The 25,750-nt window shown below is 34.4% G+C and carries 24 protein-coding genes; 8 read left to right on the forward strand and 16 right to left on the reverse strand.

Annotated elements, in window-relative coordinates; genetic code table 11:
- Window positions 1-76: 76 nt before the first annotated feature.
- The 3 genes from J3U19_RS09065 to dsbB all read right to left on the reverse strand — a co-directional run bounded on the left by J3U19_RS09065 (window position 77) and on the right by dsbB (window position 2,025).
- Window positions 77-673 (reverse strand): XTP/dITP diphosphatase, encoded by a 597-nt coding sequence (locus J3U19_RS09065; RefSeq protein ID WP_267341623.1) that lies wholly within the window; start codon window positions 671-673, stop codon window positions 77-79.
- Between the two features lie 85 nt (window positions 674-758).
- Entirely contained in the window at window positions 759-1,415 is a 657-nt protein-coding gene (gene rluA / locus J3U19_RS09070) for a bifunctional tRNA pseudouridine(32) synthase/23S rRNA pseudouridine(746) synthase RluA (protein WP_267346101.1), read from the reverse strand.
- A 67-nt stretch (window positions 1,416-1,482) separates the two neighbouring features.
- Window positions 1,483-2,025: a disulfide bond formation protein DsbB gene (gene dsbB, locus J3U19_RS09075; RefSeq protein WP_267346103.1), complete on the reverse strand. Its 543-nt coding sequence runs from the start codon at window positions 2,023-2,025 to the stop codon at window positions 1,483-1,485.
- Window positions 2,026-2,173: 148 nt separating this feature from the next.
- Between dsbB and rluC the strand changes: the two genes are divergently transcribed.
- Complete coding sequence (gene rluC / locus J3U19_RS09080; protein ID WP_267341627.1) at window positions 2,174-3,163, forward strand: 23S rRNA pseudouridine(955/2504/2580) synthase RluC; 990 nt, start codon at window positions 2,174-2,176, stop codon at window positions 3,161-3,163.
- A 20-nt stretch (window positions 3,164-3,183) separates the two neighbouring features.
- Complete coding sequence (locus J3U19_RS09085; RefSeq protein ID WP_267341628.1) at window positions 3,184-3,846, forward strand: histidine phosphatase family protein; 663 nt, start codon at window positions 3,184-3,186, stop codon at window positions 3,844-3,846.
- Between the two features lie 78 nt (window positions 3,847-3,924).
- On the opposite strand, the gene J3U19_RS09090 is transcribed toward J3U19_RS09085, so the two are convergent.
- From J3U19_RS09090 to proS, 3 genes are all read right to left on the reverse strand, one after another.
- Window positions 3,925-5,379, reverse strand: coding sequence for a M48 family metalloprotease (locus J3U19_RS09090; RefSeq protein WP_267341629.1), 1,455 nt, complete (start codon window positions 5,377-5,379; stop codon window positions 3,925-3,927).
- A 128-nt stretch (window positions 5,380-5,507) separates the two neighbouring features.
- Window positions 5,508-5,975, reverse strand: coding sequence for a dual specificity protein phosphatase family protein (locus J3U19_RS09095; RefSeq protein ID WP_267341630.1), 468 nt, complete (start codon window positions 5,973-5,975; stop codon window positions 5,508-5,510).
- 139 nt (window positions 5,976-6,114) lie between these two features.
- Window positions 6,115-7,836, reverse strand: coding sequence for a proline--tRNA ligase (gene proS, locus J3U19_RS09100; RefSeq protein WP_267346105.1), 1,722 nt, complete (start codon window positions 7,834-7,836; stop codon window positions 6,115-6,117).
- A gap of 422 nt (window positions 7,837-8,258) precedes the next feature.
- On the opposite strand from proS, the gene J3U19_RS09105 reads away from it, so the two are divergent.
- Both J3U19_RS09105 and J3U19_RS09110 read left to right on the forward strand, forming a co-directional pair.
- Window positions 8,259-9,560, forward strand: a complete 1,302-nt coding sequence (locus tag J3U19_RS09105) for a serine/threonine transporter (protein ID WP_267341632.1) — start codon at window positions 8,259-8,261, stop codon at window positions 9,558-9,560.
- Window positions 9,561-9,758: 198 nt separating this feature from the next.
- On the forward strand, window positions 9,759-11,126 hold the full coding sequence (locus J3U19_RS09110; RefSeq protein ID WP_267346108.1) for an L-serine ammonia-lyase: 1,368 nt from the start codon (window positions 9,759-9,761) through the stop codon (window positions 11,124-11,126).
- Between the two features lie 95 nt (window positions 11,127-11,221).
- Here the strand turns inward: J3U19_RS09110 and J3U19_RS09115 are convergent, their stop codons facing one another.
- The 9 genes from J3U19_RS09115 to J3U19_RS09155 all read right to left on the reverse strand — a co-directional run bounded on the left by J3U19_RS09115 (window position 11,222) and on the right by J3U19_RS09155 (window position 19,824).
- Complete coding sequence (locus J3U19_RS09115) at window positions 11,222-11,581, reverse strand: helix-turn-helix domain-containing protein (RefSeq protein ID WP_267341635.1); 360 nt, start codon at window positions 11,579-11,581, stop codon at window positions 11,222-11,224.
- A gap of 52 nt (window positions 11,582-11,633) precedes the next feature.
- Window positions 11,634-13,112 (reverse strand): NAD(P)H-hydrate dehydratase, encoded by a 1,479-nt coding sequence (locus J3U19_RS09120; RefSeq protein ID WP_267346111.1) that lies wholly within the window; start codon window positions 13,110-13,112, stop codon window positions 11,634-11,636.
- Window positions 13,113-13,182: 70 nt separating this feature from the next.
- Window positions 13,183-14,577: a UDP-N-acetylmuramate:L-alanyl-gamma-D-glutamyl-meso-diaminopimelate ligase gene (gene mpl / locus J3U19_RS09125; protein ID WP_267346112.1), complete on the reverse strand. Its 1,395-nt coding sequence runs from the start codon at window positions 14,575-14,577 to the stop codon at window positions 13,183-13,185.
- Between the two features lie 124 nt (window positions 14,578-14,701).
- Window positions 14,702-16,438 (reverse strand): single-stranded-DNA-specific exonuclease RecJ, encoded by a 1,737-nt coding sequence (gene recJ, locus J3U19_RS09130; RefSeq protein WP_267346114.1) that lies wholly within the window; start codon window positions 16,436-16,438, stop codon window positions 14,702-14,704.
- An 80-nt stretch (window positions 16,439-16,518) separates the two neighbouring features.
- Complete coding sequence (dsbC, locus tag J3U19_RS09135; RefSeq protein WP_267346115.1) at window positions 16,519-17,223, reverse strand: bifunctional protein-disulfide isomerase/oxidoreductase DsbC; 705 nt, start codon at window positions 17,221-17,223, stop codon at window positions 16,519-16,521.
- A 25-nt stretch (window positions 17,224-17,248) separates the two neighbouring features.
- Complete coding sequence (gene xerD, locus J3U19_RS09140) at window positions 17,249-18,148, reverse strand: site-specific tyrosine recombinase XerD (RefSeq protein ID WP_324123803.1); 900 nt, start codon at window positions 18,146-18,148, stop codon at window positions 17,249-17,251.
- Between the two features lie 599 nt (window positions 18,149-18,747).
- Window positions 18,748-19,011: a hypothetical protein gene (locus J3U19_RS09145; protein WP_267341643.1), complete on the reverse strand. Its 264-nt coding sequence runs from the start codon at window positions 19,009-19,011 to the stop codon at window positions 18,748-18,750.
- A 135-nt stretch (window positions 19,012-19,146) separates the two neighbouring features.
- Window positions 19,147-19,539, reverse strand: a complete 393-nt coding sequence (locus J3U19_RS09150; RefSeq protein ID WP_267341644.1) for a hypothetical protein — start codon at window positions 19,537-19,539, stop codon at window positions 19,147-19,149.
- A gap of 12 nt (window positions 19,540-19,551) precedes the next feature.
- A complete protein-coding gene (locus J3U19_RS09155; RefSeq protein ID WP_267341646.1) occupies window positions 19,552-19,824 on the reverse strand; it encodes a hypothetical protein in 273 nt (90 codons plus the stop codon).
- Between the two features lie 234 nt (window positions 19,825-20,058).
- Between J3U19_RS09155 and J3U19_RS09160 the strand changes: the two genes are divergently transcribed.
- A complete protein-coding gene (locus J3U19_RS09160; protein WP_267346117.1) occupies window positions 20,059-20,691 on the forward strand; it encodes a Pr6Pr family membrane protein in 633 nt (210 codons plus the stop codon).
- A 2-nt stretch (window positions 20,692-20,693) separates the two neighbouring features.
- Complete coding sequence (gene grxB, locus J3U19_RS09165) at window positions 20,694-21,344, forward strand: glutaredoxin 2 (RefSeq protein ID WP_267346119.1); 651 nt, start codon at window positions 20,694-20,696, stop codon at window positions 21,342-21,344.
- Between the two features lie 155 nt (window positions 21,345-21,499).
- Here the strand turns inward: grxB and J3U19_RS09170 are convergent, their stop codons facing one another.
- The gene (locus J3U19_RS09170) at window positions 21,500-22,534 is read right to left on the reverse strand and encodes a tagatose 1,6-diphosphate aldolase (RefSeq protein ID WP_416380291.1); all 1,035 of its coding nucleotides are present in this window, start codon (window positions 22,532-22,534) and stop codon (window positions 21,500-21,502) included.
- Between the two features lie 247 nt (window positions 22,535-22,781).
- Here J3U19_RS09170 and J3U19_RS09175 point away from each other — a divergent pair, with 247 nt between their 5' ends.
- Window positions 22,782-24,101 carry an MFS transporter gene (locus tag J3U19_RS09175; protein WP_267346122.1) on the forward strand — a complete coding sequence of 440 codons (1,320 nt, stop codon included), beginning with the start codon at window positions 22,782-22,784 and terminating at the stop codon, window positions 24,099-24,101.
- A gap of 496 nt (window positions 24,102-24,597) precedes the next feature.
- Window positions 24,598-25,632, forward strand: coding sequence for an alcohol dehydrogenase AdhP (gene adhP / locus J3U19_RS09180; protein WP_267341655.1), 1,035 nt, complete (start codon window positions 24,598-24,600; stop codon window positions 25,630-25,632).
- The last annotated feature ends 118 nt before the right edge of the window (window positions 25,633-25,750 follow it).

Consider the following 25,750-nt stretch of genomic DNA (forward strand, 5'->3'; position numbering starts at 1 on the left):
ACTCCAATATTGATGTTTTTTTCAGTATATACTGTTTGTTTGTAAAGATGCAATTTCGTGTTGATATGAAACTGATTTAATTTTCGGTTTTAATCTTAGCAATAAGTTGTTTAAGTGCTTGTCCTCGATGAGAAATCTGGCTTTTATGCTCTTTTGTTAACTCTGCTGCACTGCAATTGAGTTCAGGTACATAAAATAATGGATCGTAGCCAAAGCCACCTGTACCTCGTGTTTCATTCAAAATGATGCCATTCCACTTTCCTAAGCAAATAATTGGTGTTGGATCATTTTCATGTCGCATAAATGCCAATGCACAATAAAAATAAGCGGAACGTTTTTCACTTGGTACATTGTTTAATTCCTGTAATAATTTTTGATTATTGTTTTCATCGTTACCTTGTTCACCTGCATAACGGGCAGAATAGATCCCTGGAGCACCGTCAAGAGCATTAACCACTAATCCGGAATCATCAGCGATTGCTGGCAATCCAGTAAATTTAGCGGTATGTCTTGCTTTTAATATCGCATTTTCAATAAAGCTTAAACCTGTTTCATCCACATCAGGTACATTGAACTCTTTTTGTGCAACAATGTTAAACCCTGCATTGGCTAAAAGGTTTTGGAGTTCATTAACTTTACCTTGGTTATTTGTTGCTAAAACAATTTTTTGCATTCTAATTTCCTTAATATAACTTGTTTGTTAAATATTATCGTTAGTGAATTTTGTGTCACTGTGGGGAGTTGATATATGCACATTTTTAAAAATCGGGTTCGCACGTAAAAGTCATGCTTTCACCTGTTTTAGGATGATTAATGGTCAGTAATTGGGCATGTAACAACAATCTTTGAGACATCGAAAATGCCTCAGGATGCGCATAAAATTTGTCTCCTAAAATTGGATGCCCAATAGCTTGCATATGAACACGTAATTGATGTGACCGCCCCGTAAATGGAAATAATTTAACTCTGGTGGTATTATTGGCATTTCGTGAAATAACTTGATATTCAGTTAATGCATGTTTACCATTTTCAAAATCGACCATTTGCCTAGGGCGATTAGGCCAATCACAAATTAAAGGCAGTTCAATTTTTCCCGTATCTTGCGCAAGATGCCCATATACAACAGCAATATAGGTTTTTTTAGGGATCCGTTCTCGAAATTGCTTTTTGATGTCTCGATCTGCTAATTTTGATAGTGCTGCAACCATAATACCACTGGTTGCCATATCTAAGCGATGAACAGACTCCACATAACTGTATTTCTGTTGTAAACGGTGAATAATACTGTCAATAAATTGAGGTTTATTGCCTGATACCGACAATATACCAGGTTGTTTATTAACAACGACAATATGGTCATCTTGATGTAGGATAGAAAGCCAAGGGTCAATGGGGGGATGATATTCCAAAAGCATTTATGTATGACAATTCTCAAAATAAAATTGCCATACATTTTAGCAAACTCAACAAAAAGTGCCAGTTTTATAAAAGTGCCTCTGGCTTGACATTATGTTTTCTTGCCGAGAAAAATTGAGCAATAAAGACAGCTAGCCCAACAAGAAAATAACAGGTGAAAATAATAATCATCCATTGAGACATTTCGATGGTTAAAAAAGTCCAAATTTTATCGGCACATGAGCCATACGCATTAAACATACTTGGTAACCATTGATTTAAAGGTAACCAAGATGGAAATTGAACGTTAATTGAACATGTATCACTGAGGTTGGGTTCAAATTGTAAATGGGCATGAAATGTGGCTAGGGTAAATCCTTTATATGCACTAATCAACCAAATCAAAATTCCGATTAATCGAAAAATAAAATTATTAGGCTTAATCAATCCAATAATGCTTGCAAGCATAATTCCAAAAATTGCACAGCGTTGATAAATGCATAATGTACAAGGGGCTAGTCCTAACCCATATTGAAAATAGAGAGCCGTTAATTCAAAAATAAAGGTAGAAAGGAATAATAAAAACCAAGCAGCTCTGCCATGTGAGTAATGATTGAGTAGTGATAACATACTATTTTATTCCTCCATATTCCGTTATAATTACCTATCTTTAATTATATCGAAAGTAATCTAACTGATTTTTTAGTGATGGTAGTGTAGTTTATTTTCGGATAATGTAAACGACTTTTATACATTGATGGCGGATTAATCACTTCTTATGGATTCAAACGTTCCACAAACTAAATTGCAAGTCTCATTTGTTACAATTTCAGAAGAAAATGCGACACAACGAATTGATAACTTTTTAATCACACATTTAAAAGGTGTGCCTAAAAGTATGATTTATCGCATACTAAGAAAAGGTGAAGTGAGAGTTAATAAAAAACGCGTAAAACCCGAATATAAATTAAATCATGGTGATGAAATTCGTATTCCTCCTATTCGCGTTGCCGAAAAATCGACCCCCGAAATTTCAACTAAGCTTAATAAAGTAGCCGATTTGGAAAAAGCAATTATTTATGAAGATGATGTGATTTTAGCAATTAATAAGCCTTCTGGTATTGCTGTTCATGGTGGTAGTGGTTTGAGTTTTGGTGTTATTGAAGGATTACGTGCATTAAGACCCGAAGCAAAATTTTTAGAATTAGTCCATCGAATTGATCGTGAAACATCGGGTGTGTTGTTAATCGCTAAAAAACGTTCTGCATTAAAAGCATTACATGAGCAGCTGAGGCTTAAACAGATGCAAAAAAATTATCTTGCATTAGTTAAAGGAAATTGGTCGTCGGAATGTAAAGTAGTGCAGGCTCCATTACTTAAAAACGTATTAAAAAGTGGTGAACGAGTTGTCCGAGTTGATAAAGAAGGAAAACCTTCTGAAACACGATTTAAAGTTGAAGAGCGATTTGATTTTGCAACTTTAATTAAAGCCAGTCCGGTTACGGGGCGTACTCATCAAATTCGAGTTCATACTCAATATGCTAACCATCCAATTGCTTTTGATGATCGTTATGGTGATAACCAATTTGATGCACTATTGGTAAATACAAAGCTTAACCGGTTATTTTTACATGCAGCAAATGTGAAATTTATTCATCCTAAAACTTTACAAGAAATGCAATTACATGCGCCTATGGATGATAAGTTACAGGCATGTTTAAATCAGCTTAGAAATGATAAATATCAACAAACAGAATCGTTAAAATAAAAAAAAGGTAGTGAGTACGAATGAAAGATCTCAATTTATACTTAATTAGACATGGGCAAACAGAGTGGAATGTTAAAGATCAAATGCAAGGATCGCAAAATTCACCTTTGACAGAGCAAGGCATTTTGGGTGCGAAAATAACAGGGAAACATTTAAAAAATGTGCCTTTTTTGCAAGCATACTCCAGTACTCAACAACGTGCTATAGAAACACGAAATTATATTGTTAACGAAAATCTTCATAATATTCCAACTTTCGAACTGTCTGATTTGCAAGAAATGGATTTTGGTAATTGGGAGGGAAAACACGTACCGACTCTTAAAAAAGAAGTGCCAGAATTTATGACTTATTTAACCGATCCCGCTAATTTTGATGCATCTGTTAATAAAGGTGAAAATTACCTGGATGTTCTAACACGAATGAAACAAGCTTTAAATACAATAATCCAACAAGTGCCACAAAATACAGGCAATATTTTGGTTGTTTCGCATGGAACGGTATTACGGTTATTACTTTGCGTATTAAATGGAGGCGATTGGCGTTTACATCGTGATGAACAATACTTTCCTCGTATGTTAAATACCAGCGTAAGTGTTGTTAATTATCAACAAGCCGATGACCAGTCAGAAGGGAAATTTACGGTTAAATATTATAACAATATAGATCATTTAACGGATAAATAATTGGCCATGTATTTTTTATTATCTCTCAAATAATGTGTTTAATAACATAAAATGAGAGATAATAAACTGGCATAACATTTATGTTTTACTGTATTGTGAATACCGTTGTTGTAGCTGTTGTAACTGTTTAATTCTAGCCTCAATCCTTGACATCAAGATTTGATCGCCTTTCGTATGATTTTTAGCATTTTGTAATATTTGGATTGAACGTTGAAATTGACCTTGTAGTGCAATGAGTTCTGCTTGAGCACTCATTTCTTTAGCTCTTGAATGCAATCCCCCATAAGCCAAAATCAGTAACTCCCAACCATTGGTATCATCATTGTGATCAAAAGTATATCGATGAAGGATACTTACGGCTTTTTGATAATTTTTATTTTGCACATAAGCATTAGCCAAATTGAGTTGTAATGCTGAACTATTTGGAGATTTTTTTAATGCAGCTTGCAATCGATTAATTGCAGCACTATTGTTATTCGTACTTAGATCAATATCTGTCATTAAATCTATGTACCAAAGATTATTGGGATCATTATCTAATAATGGTTGCAGTTGCTGTTTTGCTTTTTGATAATTACCATCTCGATAATCCGTTAGTGCAGCACCATAAATCATAGCCATTTTGCTTTGTTCATTATTGATTTTTTTGTAATCTTCAAGTAATAATTTACCAGTATTGCTATTATTATTGAGTAAAATTGCTATTCTTGCTTTGGCTAAATAATAATTAAGTGAAGGAGCAACATCTTTTTTGGAATATTGCATTGAACGATTACGAATATCGGCTAAACGACTATTTGGTAGCGGGTGAGTAAGCAAAATTTCTGGCTGCTTACTACTAAAACGGGTTTCATCCGCTAGCTTTTGCAAGAATTCCGATGAAGCATATGGATCAAACCCTGCTTTAGCAAGTGTCCTTAAACCAACACGATCGGCTTCTTGTTCATTACTTTGAGTAAAACTAATCATACTTTGCGTTGAACCAGCAATAGTACTTGTCATTGCCATCATCCCAGCTTCTGGATTGGCTAATGCTAATAGTAAAGAACCTAATGTAGCACTCCAAACATAAGGACTGTTACGATTCTGGTTTTCCATTGATCTCGCTAAATGACGTTGAGTAACATGTCCAATTTCGTGAGCCATGACAGAAGCTAATTGGCTTTCATTATTTGTATCTAATATTAATTTAGAGTGAATAACCACATTACCGCCAAACATAGCAAATGCATTAATTATATTGCTTCGTATAATATAAAAATGAAAAGGTGTTTGTACTGATTCTGCTTTTGAAACTAATTTTTTACCTAAATCATTGATATATTGATTCAAAACTGGATCGTTAATAATAGGGGCATCCGCGCGTAATAACCGCATAGAATAATCGCCCATCTCCATCTCTTGTCCTATACTTAACGTTGAAGCAGCGGTCGTACCTATATCAGGAAGATTGATATTATCGGCATAAACTAAAGGGGCATGTTGTAATAATAGTGAGGTAGATAGCACAAATGCGACTGTTTTTTTTAACATTATTTCAACCTATAGGAATATGAATATTTGACAATTATCATTTTAGATGAAAAAAAACACAATTTCACTTTGATTTATTAATCAATCTATAAATATATCAGGTTTTGAGGATAAAAAATAATAAAATATTATAATACTGCGGCTCTAATTTTTTCGATATCTACATTTTTGATGTATTTAACAATATTAGGATAAACATTATAGTGATGACCAAATTCTGGGTTCATTAATTCATCAATGGCTTGAGATTTTGACCAATTTTGGAAGACTATACGATACATAGCCACAGCAACACCAGTACGATCGCTACCATGCCAACAATGAATTAAGACTGGTTTGGGGGATTGTTTAAAAGCTCTGAGTATCTCAATCATTTTTTCGTCGGTAATATTGCCAGCCCGTACCTTGATCCAAACTTCGGAAAGAACAGTATTTTCTAACTTATCTCGATTACTATGCAATAAACGCAAGTTGATAATGGTTTTAAAACCTAACTTACTAAGATATTGTATCTGTTTTCGAGTAGGCTGTTCTGATCGTGAAAGATCGTTCGAGATTTTATAAAAATTATTGGGTAAATTATTGCTAGGTTTCATATTAAATTGGCAGTCAAATATCCTGAAAAAGACACAACACAACATGAATAAATTTGTTATTTTTACGTTGATAAAGCAATAACAAGGACTTAATTGTTGTGTTGTGACAGCATAAATATGTGCAATTTATCTATTAATTTTATACCAATTGACGACGGTTTTGGATAAATTCAATGATGCTTTCAATTTTTACCATTTCTTTATCCCCTCCACAGCGGTGTTTATATTCCACTTCGCCATTTTCAAGATTTCGTTCACCAATAACAATGGTATGTGGAATTCCTATTAACTCAGCATCGGCAAACATCACACCTGGTCGCTCTTTACGATCATCAAGCAACACTTCAATACCTGTAGCTTGTAAATCCGCATAAAGTCTTTCAGCTGTTGCTTGTACTTTTTCAGATTTATGCATGTTCATAGGAATAATGACAACACTAAATGGAGCGATGGCTTCTGGCCATACAATACCACGTTCATCATGGCATTGTTCAATTGCTGCGGCCACAATGCGACTGACACCAATGCCGTAACACCCCATAATCATAACATGGTTTTGTCCATCCTCGCCTTGAACCGTAGCTTTCATGGCTTCTGAATACTTAGTTCCAAGTTGGAAAATGTGCCCAACTTCAATGCCGCGTTTAATTTGTAATGTGCCTTTACCATCAGGACTCATATCACCTTCAACCACATTACGAATATCTTCAATGCGTGGAAGAGCAACATCTCGTTCCCAATTAATATTAAAGTAATGTTTATGATCAATATTCGCTCCAGCACTAAAATCACTCATTACTGCGACATCCCGGTCAATAATAATTGGCATATTTAGGTTAATTGGACCTAATGATCCAGGACCAGCATTAACAATAGCGCGAATTTCTTCATCAGTTGCAAATTCTAATGGTGAAGCAACAATGTCAATTTTTTCAGCTTTGATTTCATTTAAAGTGTGATCACCACGCACTAATAATGCGACTAATTGATGACCACTTTCTTTAGTTGCTTTTACCATTAATGTTTTAACCGTTTTTTCAATTGGTAAATTGAACTGTTGAACTAATTCATCAATGGTTTTAGCATTTGGAGTATCCACAATTTCCATTACTTTTGTTGGCGCTGCACGGTTTTGAGTCGGTGCTAATGCTTGGGCCATTTCGATATTGGCTGCATAATCTGATTCAGTTGAAAAAACAATATCATCTTCACCACTATCAGCTAAGACTTGGAATTCGTGTGACCAATTACCTCCAATTGATCCGGTATCGGCACGTACTGCTCTAAAGTTTAAGCCTGCGCGAGTAAATACTGCACTATAAGCTTTGTACATGTCATCATAAGTTTCTTGTAATGATGCTTGTGACGTATGGAATGAATAAGCATCTTTCATAATAAACTCACGTGAACGCATTACACCAAAACGTGGGCGAACTTCATCACGGAATTTGGTTTGAATTTGATAAACATTCAATGGTAGTTGCTTATAGGAACTAACTTCATTGCGTAGTAAGTCGGTAATCACTTCCTCATGTGTTGGTCCTAATACAAAGTCGCGATGACCACGGTCTTTAATACGTAATAGCTCTGGGCCATATTGTTCCCAACGTCCACTTTCTTGCCAAATATCAGCAGGTTGGACAACAGGCATTAGTACTTCAATTGCACCAGCTTTATTCATTTCCTCTCGGACAATGTTTTCAACTTTTTTAAGTACACGATAACCAGTTGGCAACCAAGTATATAAACCTGCCGCAACTTTTCGAATCATACCGGCACGTAACATTAATTGATGACTAATTACTTCAGCATCAGCTGGCGTTTCTTTTAACGTAGAAAGAAGATATTTACTGGTTCGCATGAATTTATCCCGAAAAATAATTTACTTATAAATATACTAAAAATGCTTGCTAGTTTAGCAGTACCCAGCGCAACACTAAAGTAATTTTATCGTTATTTTTGATGTGAAATAGATAATAAAAACCTTAATAGCCTTTCAAATAACACAAGCGACTTGCGATCAATGCCAAATCTAATTCTAATTTAAATTGCATTATAATTTTTTGGCCAATTGAAAATTGTTGGTAATTTTATAAATATTTTGTATTAAAATTGATGCTTTAATTTTTTTGGCAACACTAAGTATCAAAATAGATATATTTTTAAAATATATGATATTGATTATATTTAACTTATTATGTTTATGTGACAAAGATCACGTTGATAAGGATATTAAGTTGATATCATATGCGCAAAATTTTTAAACATAAGGAGTAGTTTAATATGGACCAATTAACCATTAATGAGGGGATAACAATTTCTAAAGAGGATGCGGCATTATCTAAATGGCGTAAAAGCGATACTCTATGGATGCTAAGCCTTTATGGTACTGCGATTGGTGCAGGAGTTTTGTTTTTACCAATTAATGCGGGTGTTGGAGGTTTAATTCCTTTATTAGTGATGTTAGTTCTTGCTTTTCCTATGACATTTTTTGCTCATCGAGCTTTGTGTCGATTTGTATTGTCAGGTAAAAACCGAGAAGGGGATATTACTGTTGTCGTTGAAGAAGCTTTTGGCCGCACTGCAGGTAACTGGATAACAGTACTTTATTTTTTTGCTATTTACCCCATTTTATTAGTATACAGTGTTGGCATTACTAATACCGTCGACAGTTTTATGGTGCACCAACTTGGTTTGGCTTCACTACCAAGAGTTTTGTTATCTTTTATTTTGGTCGCTTTTTTAATGTCGATTGTTCATTTTGGTGAAGGGTTTATTGTAAATGTTATGTCCATTTTGGTGTTTCCTTTCATTGCGGTATTAATGATTTTAGCATTATTTTTAATTCCTGAATGGAATGGTGAAATTTTTCATAATATTTCTTTTAGTAATAATGATTATAGTGGTCATGGTACTTTAATGACACTTTGGTTGGTCATTCCTGTTATGGTTTTTGCATTTAATCATTCGCCGATTATTTCTTCTTTAGCTGTTGCGAAACGTAAAGAATATGGGGAAACTTATGCTGAACCAAAATGCACTAAAATTATTGCAGTCAGTAATATTATGATGGTTGTAACTGTGATGTTTTTTGTATTTAGTTGTGCACTTTGTTTATCACCTACAGAACTTTTAGAAGCAAAAGCGCAAAATATTTCAATATTATCTTATCTAGCTAATCGCTTTAATTCGCCGGTGATTGAGTATATTGGTCCACCAATTGCCTTTATTGCTATGGCTAAATCGTTTTTGGGACACTATTTGGGAGCTAAAGAAGGGTTTAATGGTATAGTGAATAAAGCTTTACGTTGTCGTAACAAAACAATATCTGAAAACAAACTTGAAAAACTTGTTGTGTCATTTATGTTTTTAACAGCATGGGGCGTTGCAACACTAAATCCGAGTATTTTAGGTTTAATTGAATCACTAGGTGGTCCAATTTTGGCTGTCCTATTGTTCATAATGCCTATGTATGCCATTCATAAATTGCCCACATTAGCAAAATATCGTGGCAAACTGAGTAATGGATTTATTGTGATCATGGGATTCATTGCGATTTCAGCCGCTATTTATAATTTAATTTAAGATTAACCCATTATTTATTATGAATGATTTGATTTTTTAATGAATAAAATCCATGGGTATTAGCCAATAGTATGCAGGATCTATAGGTAAAATAGTGTTAATAGTGAATTAGCTTATTGGCCGTTTTGTTACAATAGTAAATTTTTAAAGATTTAGACTCGCGCCATTGAGTTGCGTTTGTATCAAAAAGGGAAAAATATGAGTTCGGTATTTGAAATATTTAAAATAGGTATTGGTCCTTCAAGCTCACATACTGTTGGCCCTATGAGAGCAGGAAAGGCATTTGTAGATCAACTGATAAATAATGACATGATGTCATCAGTTACCAAAATTGTTGCTGATGTTTATGGATCTTTATCACTAACAGGTAAAGGTCATCAAACCGATATTGCAATTATTATGGGGCTTGCCGGCGAAAAACCTGATAGGGTTAATATTGATAGTATTCCATCATTCATTGAAAGAATCAGTCAAACGCATCGCTTACCGATTTATAATAATCGTTACGAAATCGATTTTTCTCTTGCGAGTTGTATGGTGTTTCATTCAAAATTTTTGCCACTCCATGAAAATGGTATGAAATTGAGTGCCTACAATGGTGAAACTCTGCTGTTTGAGAAAACCTACTATTCAGTAGGTGGTGGTAAAATTGTAGAAGAAGAACAGTTTGCACAGCAAAAACCAGAAACAGTAAAACTGCCTTATCGGTTTTCTTCTGCCTCACAATTATTAAAATATTGTGAAGATAATTCTTTATCAATTTCAAGTATTATAATGAAAAATGAGCTGCAACTTCATTCGTATGAAGAAATTGAAGATTATTTTTCACGCGTAGGGCAAACTATTTTAGAATGTATCAAACGTGGCATGAACACAGAAGGTTTATTACCTGGGCCACTTAAGGTACCACGCCGAGCTTTCTCTCTTTATCGGCAGCTATCAACAATGAATGATCAGATCATCGGCGATCCTATGGTGATCATTGATTGGGTGAATATGTTTGCATTTGCAGTTAGTGAAGAAAATGCAGCTGGTGGGCGTGTGGTTACGGCTCCAACTAATGGTGCTTGCGGTATTATTCCTGCTGTTTTGGGTTATTATAATAAATTTATTAATCCAGTCACGCCTGATATTTGTATTCGATTCTTTTTAACCTGTGGTGCAATTGGACAACTTTATCAAATGAATGCTTCTATTTCTGGTGCCGAAGTGGGTTGCCAAGGTGAAGTGGGCGTGGCTTGTTCAATGGCTGCTGCGGGATTAGCTGAACTTTTAGGGGGTAATCCTCAACAAGTCTGTATGGCGGCTGAAATTGCGATGGAACATAATTTAGGTTTAACGTGCGATCCTGTCGCTGGGCAGGTGCAAGTGCCATGTATTGAGCGTAATGCTATTGCAGCGGTTAAAGCTATTAATGCCACAAGAATGGCGTTGAGAAGAATAACGGCAGCAAAAGTCTCTTTAGATAAGGTGATTAAAACAATGTATGAAACCGGTAAAGATATGAATGCTAAATATCGAGAAACATCGCGAGGAGGATTGGCAATTACGGTACATTGTAATTAAGATCTCATCATTTATCTTCGTCTGTTTTATCATTGGCGAAGATAAAAATTACCCTATATACTTATTTTTAGCATTTTGTTTTTTAGAGTATCTTTTTAGTATTTCCAGCGCATGGTATTCACTTTAGAGCGTAAAAAATCATTTTCAATTAGTATTTCAACTGTTTCTTTTCTGGTTGTTCGTTGTTTTCTTTTTCGTTTTGGTTGGTCTGCATAAGTTTTGTGAATGACTTCGTTGTAGGCGAGTAGATTATTGAGTTGATCGAGTTCACCTAATCCTTTAAGAACTGAAATTAATGTTTGTAATGTGATTGATTCGCCTTGCTCAATACGTTTTATCGTTGCTATACCAATTTGAGATTTATCTGCAAGTTCTTGTTGTGATAAATTTTTTTCGATTCTAGTTATTTTTATTCGGCGACATAACAATTTAATCATATCGGTAATTTCATTCATGAAATATCCTTACTGAGTAAACTAAAACTACAGGTTATATGTTGAGCTAAATTTATAATATATCATTTAGACTGTCGATGACATCACTGGCTAATAAACTGTATTTATTTCGTCTTTTTAACGCCTCATCACCCGCCAATCCATGTAAGTAAACGCTTACTGGGGCCGCTTTTATAGGTGGTAAATGTTGTGCTATAAGTCCTGCCATAATTCCGGTTAAAACATCACCAGTCCCGCCCGTTGCCATACCATTATTACCGGTTTGGTTAATATAAGTGGCGTTTTGAGGGATTGTGACAATGGTTTTTGCATCTTTAAGAACGCAGATTACGTTATAGTCTTGTGCAAATTTTTTTGCTGTCATGATGAGATTGTTTTTAATTTTTTCAATTGGTAGATTGATTAATCTGGACATTTCCCCTAAATGTGGAGTGACAATGATGGTTGAGTGCGCTTGTTTTAATAATTTCAAATTCCCACCTAAGGTATTAAGTCCATCAGCATCTATAATAATGGGAATCGTAGCGTATTGTAATACGTGCATTAATATTGTATAAGTATCTTTAGATACTCCCATTCCCGGCCCAATAACGATGACTGAGGCCCAATTTATTAATTCTTCAAGTTTTGTTGTATCAATTTGATTGGGAATATAAGGTGTAAATAATACTTCAGGTAGTTGTGTTAATAAAATATCACGATTGCATATTGGTGTGTAAATACGTACTAACCCAGCACCAGTTTTATAAGTGGCTTTAGCTGAAAAGAAGGCTGCTCCGGACATATTTTCTGATCCGGCAATAATCAATACGTTACCATAGCTACCCTTATGACTATGATTCGATCTACGTGGTAATAACTGGCTCAACTCACTAGATTGATAAGTATAATGAGTTGCTGGCGTATCTGCATAGAGACCAATATCTGCAATAGTGATTTCGCCGGCTAATTCAGCTCCTGGATAAAGTGATAAACCAATTTTTGAATAGGCGAATGTTACCGTTTGTTTCGCTTTGACAGCAATACCAAGAATGTTACCCGTATTGCTGCAAAGTCCTGAAGGAATATCAACAGCAAGAACTTCAGCGTTACTCTGATTAATCAATTTAATTGTATGAAAAAAATCACCTGTAACGATACGATTAAGCCCTATACCAAAAATAGCATCAACAATCGTTGTATATTTAGTTAAGGACCCTTTGAGTGAAGTTACAAAGGTAATATTATAATGTTGTGCTATTTTGATTTGCTGTAACGTTTCATTTGAAGCCTTTTCTGGTTTGCCAATTAAATAAACATTAACATCAATGTTTTGTAATTTGAGTAAGCGAGCAATAGCAATACCATCACCACCATTCTTACCATATCCACATACTACAGCCACTTTATTTAAATTATAGTTATTTTTATTAAGTTGATTCACCACGGCTAGGGCAGCACGTTCCATGAGTACCAAGGAGGGTAAACCAATTTTATTTGAGGTATAAGCATCATAATGCTTCATTTCAGACGAGGTAACTAAGTATTGCATGATACTGCCTCTTACTGTAAATGAGATGCCACATTAAGTGGCAAAATCATACAGGTAAATTCACCCATCATTAGAGTAATGATTGTTCATCCAATTGATCTTTTAGCTGTTTTTTTTTTAGGCTTTCTAAAATTTTATCATGTATTCCGCTAAAACCGCCATTACTCATAATTAAAATGGCATCAGAAGGTTTAGCGGATTTCGTTATCATTTCAACAAGCAAATCGATATCGCCAGACCAGTATGCAGGTTGAATACAACCATCAACAACATCTGCTACTAACCATGGTAATTGTTCCGGTTGGAATATAAAAACTTCATCAGCACGACCCAGTGATGGTGCCAACTCATCTTTTGATACACCAAGTTTCATTGTATTTGAGCGAGGTTCAAGAACGGCTAAAATTCGGCGATTAGCTCCAATTTTGCTACGCAAAGCTTCAAGAGTTGCCAAAATTGCAGTCGGATGATGGGCAAAATCGTCATATATTTCAATATTATTAACTTCACCATAAAGTTCTAATCGTCTTTTCGCATTGATAAACGTACTTAATGCTGCACAAGCATCCGTAGGTTGAATGCCCACATTATGAGCGGCAGCAATAGCCATCAGCGCATTATGCATATTATATTCACCCACTAAAGAATATTTAACTTCGCTCACTTTTTCGCTATTATAATAAACCGCGAAGTGGCTGGCATCACTATTAATACGTTGTGCTAGCCAACCTGTTTCAGATTCCGTAAAGCTTTGTTCACTCCAGCAACCTTTAGCTAATACTTGTTTTAAATTTACATCATCTTGTGGCGTGATGATAAGTCCTTTACTTGGTACTAAACGGACTAAATGATGAAATTGCTTTTGGATTGCACCAAGATCATCAAAAATATCAGCATGATCAAATTCTAAATTGTTCATGATTAAGGTTTTAGGGCAATAATGCATAAATTTTGATCGCTTGTCGAAAAATGAACAATCGTATTCGTCAGCTTCAATTACAAAAAAATTACCTTCGCCTAATCGTGCCGATACATCAAAATTACCCGGAACACCACCAATAACAAAACCTTGCTGATAACCTTGTTTTTCTAATATCCAATTGACCATTCCAGCAGTCGTTGTTTTACCATGGGTACCTGCAACAGCAATCACCCAACGATCGCGTAAGACATTATCATGTAACCATTGAGGGGCTGAAATATAGGGAATATTATTATCAAGAACATATTCAACGCAAGGGTTACCTCTTGATAGCGCATTACCGATTATTACCAGATCGGGAGTAGGGGTCAATTGAGAAGGATCATACCCTTCAATAATATCGATATGCTCTTTTTGCAAAAGTGTACTCATCGGCGGGTAAACATTCTTGTCTGAACCCGTTACGTTATGACCTTGCGAACGGGCTATTAATGCAATTCCTGTCATAAATGTGCCACAAATTCCTAGAATATGAATATGCATTTTTAGTCCTTAACTTTAATAAAAATGTATTGATAATAATATTTGTTTAGTTATCACTGTTGTTTTGATTGGCAATTGGATGTAATTCCGAAATGTCTGCGTAATTATAGTCGATTTTTATGGCTTATGCGATAGGCCATAAATATCTAATCAATAGTTTTGCCATTTGATTACCACGAAATTCATCTACCATTAAATGATAAACGATTTTGACATTTTTTAATGATTGATCTGGCCATTGTTGCAAGTTAGCATTAAACAATATGCCTTCAACAAGTGGTCCTCCCTTTTTGGGTTCCAAAACTAATCTAAGATGTTTTTCTGCAAACAAGCGCTGTTGATGAATAATAAATTCCCCATCAAAAATGGGTTCAGAAAAACCTTCTCCCCAAGGACCGGCTTCTTTTAAATGTTTTGCTATGACATAATTAAAATCTTTACCCTCTATTTCGCCATCTGTTTCAATGATTGGTTCTAATGGTGTCTTAATGAATTTAGTATTGACTAGCTCTTCGAAGCAAGTTTTAAATTGTTCAAAATCCTCTTCACGAATGGTTAAACCTACCGCCACTGCATGACCACCAAAATTCACAATTAAATTCGGGTATTGCTGATCAAATTCATCTAATAAATCACGTAAATGTATTCCTGCTATTGATCTTCCAGATCCTTTTAAATAACCATCTGTAGTTGAGGCAAATGAGATAACAGGTCGATAATACTTATCTTTTAATCGAGCCGATAAAATACCAATAATACCTTGGTGCCATTGAGAGTGGTAAACAATCAGTATGTCTGGAATGGCTGTTGCTTGTTTTTCAATTTGTTGAATAAATGATAATGCTTCTTTATGCATAGTTTGCTCAATCAATTTGCGATCATTATTGAGCATATCAAGATTTTTGGCTTGTTCTATAGCCGTATCAAAATCATCACAAAGTAATAATTCAACACTTAAAGACATATTATCCATTCTTCCTGCTGCATTTAATCTTGGTGCAATATAAAAAGCGAGATCTGTTGCAGTGAAAGAAGATGGCTCTTTTCTTGCAATATACAATAAAGCTTTTATTCCTTCACAACAATAGCCAGATCGAATTCGTCTTATGCCTTGATGGACCAAAATTCGATTGTTGTGATCCAGTTTTACTACATCGGCAATGGTACCCAAAGCTACTAAATCTAATAAATTGGCAACATTGTATGGTATTAAGTTATTTTTTGTATACCAATCTTCCTTACGTAACTTAGCCCTTAATGCGAGCATAAAATAAAATGCTACCCCGACTCCAGCTAAATGTTTAGATGGAAAAGAACAATTAGGTAAATTAGGATTGATTATGGCATCAGCCCTGGGTAACTGTTCTGGACATAAATGATGATCAGTAATAATGACCATTAAGTTAGCTTGCTTTGCAAACTCAACAGCTTCAATGGCAGCAATACCATTATCAACAGTGATTATCAAATCCGCACGTTGTGAAATGGCTTTTTTTACGACGCTTACACTCAATCCATAACCATCTTCAAAGCGATCTGGAATGATATAATCAACAAATTGACAGCCCATTTTTTTCAGTGCTGTTACGGTTAATGCCGTACTTGTTGCCCCATCGGTATCGAAATCACCTACAACAACAATGCGTTTGTTCTCTTTCATTGCTGAATAAAGGATTTCAACAGCATTTTGTGTGCCAGTTAATTTATCATAATTGCATAAATTACGCGTTGTATAATCAAGTTCATGCATGGATTTAATGCCACGTAATGCGTATATTCGTTGCAATAATTGCGGAATATCTTGTGATAACTCGGGAAAAGAATCAGGTAATTTTCGATGTAATATTCTGTTTTTATTCATATTATAGATGTTAGCGTCAAAACGCTAACATATGTCTTTATGTTCGTTTTAATTAATAATTAAAATTGATTCGTAAAATCTTACTTAATCGATTTTTTATTTAAAATAGTAAGTAATTTATCAGCAGGGACATAGCCAGAAACAAGTTGACCATCAGCTAAAACAATGGCAGGTGTGCCAGTAATACCAATTTGTTTACCAACATTAAATTGTTGGGTTACATAAGGTATCATACTGCTTGCTGGAGAGATAGGATTATCTTTGTAAGCATTTTCAAAAGCAGCTTTACGATCCGCTACACTCCAGATTGATTGCATGTTTTTTCCAACTTCGCTATCTGCGCCAGCTCGAGGAAAAGCAAAATAGTGTACTGAAATACCTGCATCCAAATATTTATTAATATTTTCATGCAACAGTTTACAATAATGACAGGTATAATCCGTAAATACGGAAATAACATATTTTTCATTGTTAGCTTTATAGACAATAGCATCTTTCTCAATCGATTTGATTAATTTAGCATTGTGACTATTAGCGATATTTTGAGGTTCGTTGCCTTGAACATCAAAGATTGGTCCTTGAGTTAGGTATTTTCCATCATCAGAAACATAAAAAACGCCATCAGGTGTGATCACGGTTTTAAATCCATTTACTGGACTATTCTCAATTTTTATGTCTTTGGTTTGATATCCTAATTGGTTTAAGCTTTTTGTAATATCGGCATTCGCTGCTAGTACTGAAGTTGAGATCAATGCTAAACCTATACTTAAAACTATTTTCTTCATTTAATTATCCTTATTTTGTTGAGAACTATGCTCGAGGATGATGTTTGCTGTGTAACTGTTTTAATCTTTCCGTTGCCACATGTGTGTAAATTTGAGTGGTCGATAAGCTACTATGACCGAGTAACATTTGTACCACGCGTAAATCTGCACCATGATTAAGCAAATGGGTTGCAAAAGCATGTCGAAGTACGTGTGGGGAAAGTGCCTCAATGTTAATACCGGTTAGTATGGCATAATATTTAATTCTATGCCAGAAGGTCTGTCTGGTCATTTTTTTACCTAATCTGCTTGGAAATAGTACATCAACTGCGCCATTTTTTAAAAGATCATTTCGGGCATATTTAAAATAATACTCTAACCAATAAATCGCTTCTTCACCGAGTGGCACTAAGCGTTCTTTGTTACCCTTACCGATGATTCGAACGACGCCTTGACGTAAGCTCACATCACTTATTTCTAAATTAACCAGTTCAGAAACACGTAAACCTGTGGCGTAAAGAACTTCTAACATGGCTTTGTCTCGAAGCTCAATAGGATCTTCAATACTTGGAGATTCAAGCAATGCGTCGACTTGTGATTCAGTTAAATCTTTGGGCAGTTTTTTCGGTAATTTTGGTGATGATAAAACTGCTGAAGGATCATCAGTGCGATAATTTTCTTGATAAAGATACTGAAAAAATCTTTTAGTCGCGCTGAGTAAACGTGCAGAGCTACTGGCTTTATAACCATCTTGAACACGCTGCATTAAAAAATTCTGTAAATTGTTAGTTTGCGCGGTCAATAATGTTACATCTTGTTGTTGCAGTGATTGACTTAATGCAATTAAATCAAGTTTATAAGATGTAATAGTATTTTCTGCTAAACTACGTTCCAGCCATAGCGAGTCTAAAAATTGTTCAATTAACATTTTATTTTGTGCTGGTATGTTTTTATCAGATATCAAAAGTAGTCCCTACGAATAATTTGTGATAAATATTATATACCAACTGAAGATAAGAAGTTAAAGATAGGTTCAGATTATAAGGCGATATAATCTTTTTTTGATGCTCAATTACAATTAGATTTAACCAATATTTTTACTCAAAGATATAGTTAACCTGAAACTTTTTGACAAAATTAATTTCATTATCTAGTCACACTGAATTTTGTAAAAACGTTAATGTCCATTTTTAATTATACGTCATTAGCTGCATAGCACTATTAAATATCCGACGTTTCAATTTAGAAAAATCTAAGAAGCTTGATATGAGTTCTTAATACAATTTTAACTACTTTTATCATCAATTCTGACTTCGATCTCCTTCATTTTCAGATGTAATGGTAGTTTTTGTTTTAAAATAAATGATACCGGTATAACTCTTTGAATCCTTTGTTTCTGAAGCAGAAATACTTTTTTACGATAGGCAGGTTGGCAACGAATTTTAGGCTCAATTTATTAGCAAATAAGCCAATGGGCTTCTGTAATTGAAATAGGATTTTGTCTATGGTTTAGGGTGAAAATTATCTATTTGATCTCGCCATTTATTATAATTCCAAGTGACCACTTTGGTTTTCGGCGTTTCCAAATAATCTAATGCCGCTTGTTTTTCGGTTGGGGGTAAGTTGTTGCTCCAAACGATTTTGGATTTCTTTGTTATATTCCCAAACCGGTGGTAGTTGCTCTGCATCCCACGCTAAATTCCTGCCTATCTCGATAATTTTTTTTGCATAATCACTTAATAGTGACCAGGCATTGGCTTTAACCGGATCTTGCTCCCGTCCTAAACCATATAAATAGGCTTCAGTCATGCGCAATATGCCTATAATCGAGCTATGCTCTGCTATTAGCTATGCATAATCTATCGCCTGTTTTAACTTGTCTGATTTTAATACTTTGCGGTATTCGGTTAATTTATTCAGTTGCTCATATTTCTGATCTTTATATTAACGCCCTTGTTGAAATAACATACGGGCTATCAAACCTTCGTAGCAATGATAGCCACCGTCAATGGCGTAATTAAAATACTCAATACTTTTTTCTAATTGCTCATCTGTACAGGGTCTCGCCATGCCTTGTTCATCATACCTACAAGCCCCCTTACTCCAACCTTTTCTAATTGCAAAATACGGATATTTTAAATCGGCAAACTTATCCCATAAGTACCCCCGCATTTGCTCACTTTTAAATACGTAAGGTTCGACTAACGGTTTACCTGGATTATCCACTAACTGATCCCGATACTTATGCATAAATTCTGTAAATGAGATCATCCCTTTTTCTTCGTAATCTTCATCAAAGAATTTATGCCAAGTAAGAAGAGAGTAATAATATGGCATGGCATTTTTATCTTATTGCCAGGCATGTTTTAAAAATTTGATTAAGTTGTCCGGGCTAACTACCGCATGGAATACTTGATCGTCAAAAGCTGATTCATACAACTTTTTAGCTTCTTTTATATGTAATAATTGATTTTCAGGAATGGTTGAAGGGTAAATTGTAAGGTCTATAATTAAATTTTCCGGTTGATTAAGTTCATGATTTTGTTTTTTTGAATCATCATTGCTTAAATATATAAGACCAATACCGATAATAAAACCCAAAATAATGACAAAAATGATCATTTAAGTTGTAAAAAATATTCAGGAGTGTATACCGTTTTATTCTAAAATCGTGGTAATTTTAAATTAGAAGCGTAAATTGCAATAGTGAAAAATACTTAGATTTTATGCCTTCTTTATGCTTTCTTTATGAGTATTTTGTTCAGAGTTTTGATTAAAAGTCACACATTAATCTATTTTTATATTTTCGTTTTTTTATATGAACTGATATATACTGCAATACGGTTTGATTTTTTTATGTTTGTTATGTTGAAACGAAATTTTCATTTTTTTATTGCATTATATGTGCTGTTTGTTGTCGGTTTTGAAACTTATACTTATTGGCATGCACAACTTCGAAGCTGGCAACCAGCAACACCAATAGGGCGTATGGTGTTTTATTACAGTTTTTTTACTGTATTATCTAACCTTATGTTGGCAATAAGTTGTTTATGGTTAGCTTTTAGCCCGAATTGTAATCGTTTTATTTTTCGAGTTATTCGATTAAATGGGTTGGTGGGGGTAATCATTACTGCTATTGTGTATAACTCGCTTTTGCGTGGCATTCATATCCCGCCCAATATATATATGCGATTAGCTAATGAAAGTTTACATGTCGTTATTCCCACATTTGGTATTTTAAGTTGGTTGATTTGGGGACCATTTCAGCGGATTAATTTTCGCGTCATTATGGGATCTTTAATTAGCATGTTAATTTATGGTGTTTATACTTTTGTACGAGGGTATTTTACTCATTTCTATCCGTATCCTTTTATCAATGTAACAAAAATCGGTTATTGGCAAGCATTGATTAATGCAAGCATTGTTATACTGGTATTCCTCGGGCTCGCATATTTATTATGGGCTATTGATTGGTTAAGAAGGAGGTAAAAATGAAATTATATATTTACGAACATTGTCCTTTTTGTGTAAGGGCTAGAATGATCTTTGGTTTAAAAAATATCCCAGTTGAGCTACATGTATTTCTAAGTGATGATTTTAAGTCTCCCGAAAGCATGATAGGTCAAAAAATGGCCCCAATTTTACAAAAAGATGATGGCAGTTATTTGCCTGAAAGTTTAGATATTGTTCATTATGTGGATAATCATTATGGGAGCAAACCTATTTTAATCGGACCAACATCTGCAAATATTGAAAATTTAATTAAACAACTACAACAATATGATTATAAATTAGAGTGCCCACGCTATATAAAACTTGGTTTGGCAGAATTTACTACTCAAAGTGCAATCAACTACTTTGTCACAAGTAAAACTAAAAAAATAGGTTCGTTTGATGAATGTTTAGCACAGACGGATTCATTGGTATCTAAAATATCTAAATTATTGAATGATCTTGAACCGTTAATTATCTCGTCACAAGCGTGTAATGGGCAATTATCTTTAGATGATATATGTTTGTTTCCTGTGCTACGCAACTTAACATGTGTAAAAGGATTGTCTTTTCCACCTAAAGTGCAAAGTTATATTGAGTCGATGGTTAAATTAACTAAAGTAAATTTATTTTTTGATAAAGCGCTCTAATATCATTTAGGACGTTCTAATTTATTTTTTATTGACAGCACATCTTGGTAATAACATTTTTAGCACTTTAAAAGAGAGTACAGGTAAATAGGATAACATCCTGTACTCTATCTTTGCTTACTCGTAATTTACAGCTATTTGGTTCGAAATTATGATTAATTACCTAATTTAATATCGATCACTTCTATGTTTTGTTTACCACCATAAATATCATACCAAGGTGTCGCATACTGTTTTAAAATTTTATTGAGGTGTTCAACATTTTCACGTCCTGTTTGATCTAACCAGCGTTTAAGACCGTCTTTTCCTTCTTTGGCATAAGCTGCAACGCCTTCAAACCATGTTGCGCGACCACCTAAAATACCACTGTATTTAGCGCCGTTTTCGCCAGCAAAAATTAATTCTTGATGGAAAGTTTTAGTGGGTACACCTGCACTCAAATAAATAAATGGGCGAGTTGCTACGTCATTGGCCTGTTTAAAATAATCAGCGGCTTGTTTTTGGGTGTAAACAACAACATTATTATCATTAAATCCTTCAACATTTTTGAAAAGTACTGGGACTTCAACTTTTAGTACATCAATATAATATTGATTTTTAGTAAACTCTTTAATGGTATTAATGACTTTTTGAGGTTTTATTTTGGCAAATTCAGGGCTTTTATCATCAGTTACCACATTATCATAGACGATTGGTTCTACAAATAACGGGATATCCGCCGCTCTTGCTTCAGTACCGATACGTTCTAAAAAAGCATGTTTTTTTTCTAGAATATCTTGAGGATCATCGGGATTATAATAAACCAAAACTTTTGCGGCATCGGCTCCTTTTTTCAATAACCGTTGTAGAGAGTCTTCTGGCAAAACATCGGGTAGACGACCTGGAGTATTAGCATCATAACCTGTTTTTTCGTAGGAGATGATTAATCCAGCATCTTTATTTTTTTTAGCCATACCTTTAAAGCCATACTCTTCATCTAACAAGATAGCACTAACATATTTGGTTAATTCTTGTGAGACAAGCTCTTTGAACTCATACACCATATCTATATGATAGTGATCTTTACCTACTGCCGATTCCATCATTTTTACCATTGAACCGCGTTGGTCAATCGCTAATGCTGCAATCACACCATCTTGGTTAGATAATTGTTGCATGCGTGTGAATTTACCTCGAGTAATATGTTTTATAGCCATTTCACGACTCTCCATTTTAAAATATTTTTTGATTGTAGTTTTAATTTGTCACGGTATATTAATCATTTAGTGCTGTTTATCTAATCAAATAAGATATATTTTAAAAAAAGATTTTATATTATACCGATAATAAAATGTAGGTTGTCGTTTTAATTGATATTTTCTTTTAAAAAATAGGGTGTTCAGGTATATTAGTACATTAAAATATACTATGTGTAAAAAAAAAATTACAAGGAAGATCATGTCATACACAGCACCCATTACGTACACTCGTACTTTAAATAAACAAGATTATAAAACGTTAGCATTGTCTGCTTTAGGTGGAGCTTTAGAGTTTTATGATTTTATTATATTTGTTTTCTTTTCAATTACTATTAGTCATCTGTTTTTTCCAAATGATATGCCAGTATGGTTAAGTCAGGTACAAACATTCGGTATTTTTGCAGCAGGTTATTTAATTCGTCCCTTTGGAGGAATTATTATGGCGCACTTTGGCGATCTTTTTGGTCGAAAACGAATGTTTACGCTTAGTATACTGCTTATGGCTTTACCGACGTTATTTATCGGTTGTTTACCAACATATACCCATATTGGTGTTTTTGCTCCTTTATTACTCCTACTTATGCGATTATGTCAGGGTCTGGCAGTAGGCGGTGAAGTACCCGGTGCTTGGACATTTGTTGCTGAACACGTACCAAAAAATAAAATTGGTTTAGCATGTGGAATTTTAACCAGTGGCTTAAGTTTAGGTATTTTATTCGGATCATTGGTTTCAACTGTTATGAATAAAAGCGTCTCTCCCGAACAATTAATTGATTGGGGATGGCGAATTCCTTTTCTTATTGGTGGTATTTTTGGTTTGATGGCAATGTATTTGCGCCGTTGGTTAAAAGAAACCCCAATTTTTCTTGAAATTCAGAAACGTAAACAGCAAGAATTGTCTAATAAAATTCCTGTTATTACCGTGATAACTCAATATTTACCCCAGACAATATTATCAATGTTACTGACTTGGGTTTTGTCTGCCGGTATTATGGTCATTATGTTAATGACCCCCATTTTATTGCAAAAAGCATTTGGTTACTCACCTATTGATGCATTACAAGCTAATATATTAGCCATCATTGGTCTGATTATAAGTTGTACTTTTTATGGCATGATGATGGATAAGTTTGCTATGGGTAAAGTCATATTAATGGGTTGTATTTTTGCTACACTTGCTATCGCTATTTTTTATTTATCATTAGATAACCATCAACTTTTATTTATCACTTATTCTCTAGCCGGATTCTGTGTTGGTATTGTTGGGGCTTTTGCGTGTTTTATGGTGAAAGTTTTTCCTGCTCAAATTCGTTATAGTGGCGTATCGTTTTCATTTAATATGGCGTATGCCATCGCAGGTGGATTAACACCTTTATTAATATCTTTTTTGAGTGACTTTGTAAGCAAAATGGCACCTGCTATGTATGTGGTTGGGTTATTTACACTAGGTGCATTAATTGGGCTATTTTTATTAATAAATAACCAGAGTCAGAAATATATTGCAAAAGATATTGGTTAATAATCATTGTGTTAAACTTAAATAAGGAGCGAGTATTTAGACTCGTTCCTTTAAGGTATATAAACATTTTTTCCTGCCCATGATCGTCCATTCTTTTCCTGACAGAATCTTTCAAAATATCTTAATACGTTGTTAACTGGCGTTAAATTTCATGATATGAATGCAAAGTTAAAATTAGGATTATTGATCGTGAAAATACTTTTGTTATCCATTTATTTGGCAAAGTTTAATTAAGTTTATAAGTATGCTTTTTTATTCAATAGAGAACAAAAAAATAAAAAACTAACCAAATTATCAAAATCTAATTTAAACACGTTTTTTTGAAATATTTCGCTATTGTTTGTCAATATGTTTGAGGTTAGATATACGTTTCAATTAGGATTATTAAATATTCAATGTTTTTAATAATTTTGTGAAATAACTCATTTTTTTTCAGCATGGTTAGGATAAAATAAACTCAGTTATATTGTATTTTCAAATTATGTAGGAGAAAAAAATGAAGGCAGCAGTTGTTAGACAAGAGTGCGATGGTCAAGTTGAAATTAAAGATATTCCACTGCGTCCATTAGAAGCAGGTGAAGCTTTAGTAGAAGTTGAATATTGTGGCCTTTGTCATACCGATCTTCATGTCGCGGCAGGTGATTTTGGTAAAAAACCAGGTCGTGTTATTGGACATGAGGGAGTAGGGATCGTGACTAAAATTGCTCCAGATGTAAAAAGCTTAAAAATAGGTGATCGTGTCAGTATTGCTTGGTTCCATGCTGGCTGTGGTTCGTGTGAGTATTGTATTTCAGGTCAAGAAACCTTTTGCCGTAGTGCTTTAAATTCTGGATACAGTGTTGATGGTGGTATGGCAGAACAGTGTATTGTAAAAGCGGATTACGCTGTTAAAGTGCCAGAAGGATTAGATCCAGCTCAAGCAACCAGTATAACTTGTGCAGGAGTAACAACTTACAAAGGTATTAAAGTTGCAGACACCAAACCGGGGCAATGGCTTGCGGTATTTGGTATTGGTGGTTTAGGCACCTTGGCAGTTGAATATGGCAAAAAAGTATTCAACAATAAAGTGGTGGCGATTAGTAATAGTGACAGCCAGTTAGAACTATGTAAAGAACTGGGTGCTGACTTAATTGTCAATCCGAAAAAAGTAACTGATGTTGGTGCTTATATTAAAAAACATACGGGTGGAGGTGTGCATGGTGCGGTAGTGACATCGGTCACTAAAACAGCCTTTAATCAAGCAATTGAGTCTGTTCGTCCTTTAGGTAGAGTGGTCGCTTTAGGTTTACCTTCTGAAACTATGGATTTAAGTATTCCTAAAACGGTATTAGATGGGATTCAAATTTTAGGTTCTTTGGTTGGTACGCGTGAAGATTTAGCTGAAGCATTCCAATTTAGTGCTGAAGGTAAAGTTGTACCAATAGTTGAAAAGCGTCCATTTGAAGACATCAACGAAATGATTAATGAAATGAGAGAAGGTAAAATTCGCGGTCGTATGGTTGTTGATATGAAAATGAAAAAACAGAGCTGATCGTTTTTCTATTTAAGTTGAAAAAGAATAAAAGCTGGCTTGATGCCGGCTTTTTTCTTGACTAAATATTGATTTATTCATTTTACTTTCGCGACTTTTACTATCAATAATATTAATC

The organism is Gilliamella sp. B2828 (assembly GCF_026537125.1).
In the GTDB taxonomy this organism is placed as follows: Bacteria; Pseudomonadota; Gammaproteobacteria; order Enterobacterales; family Orbaceae; genus Gilliamella.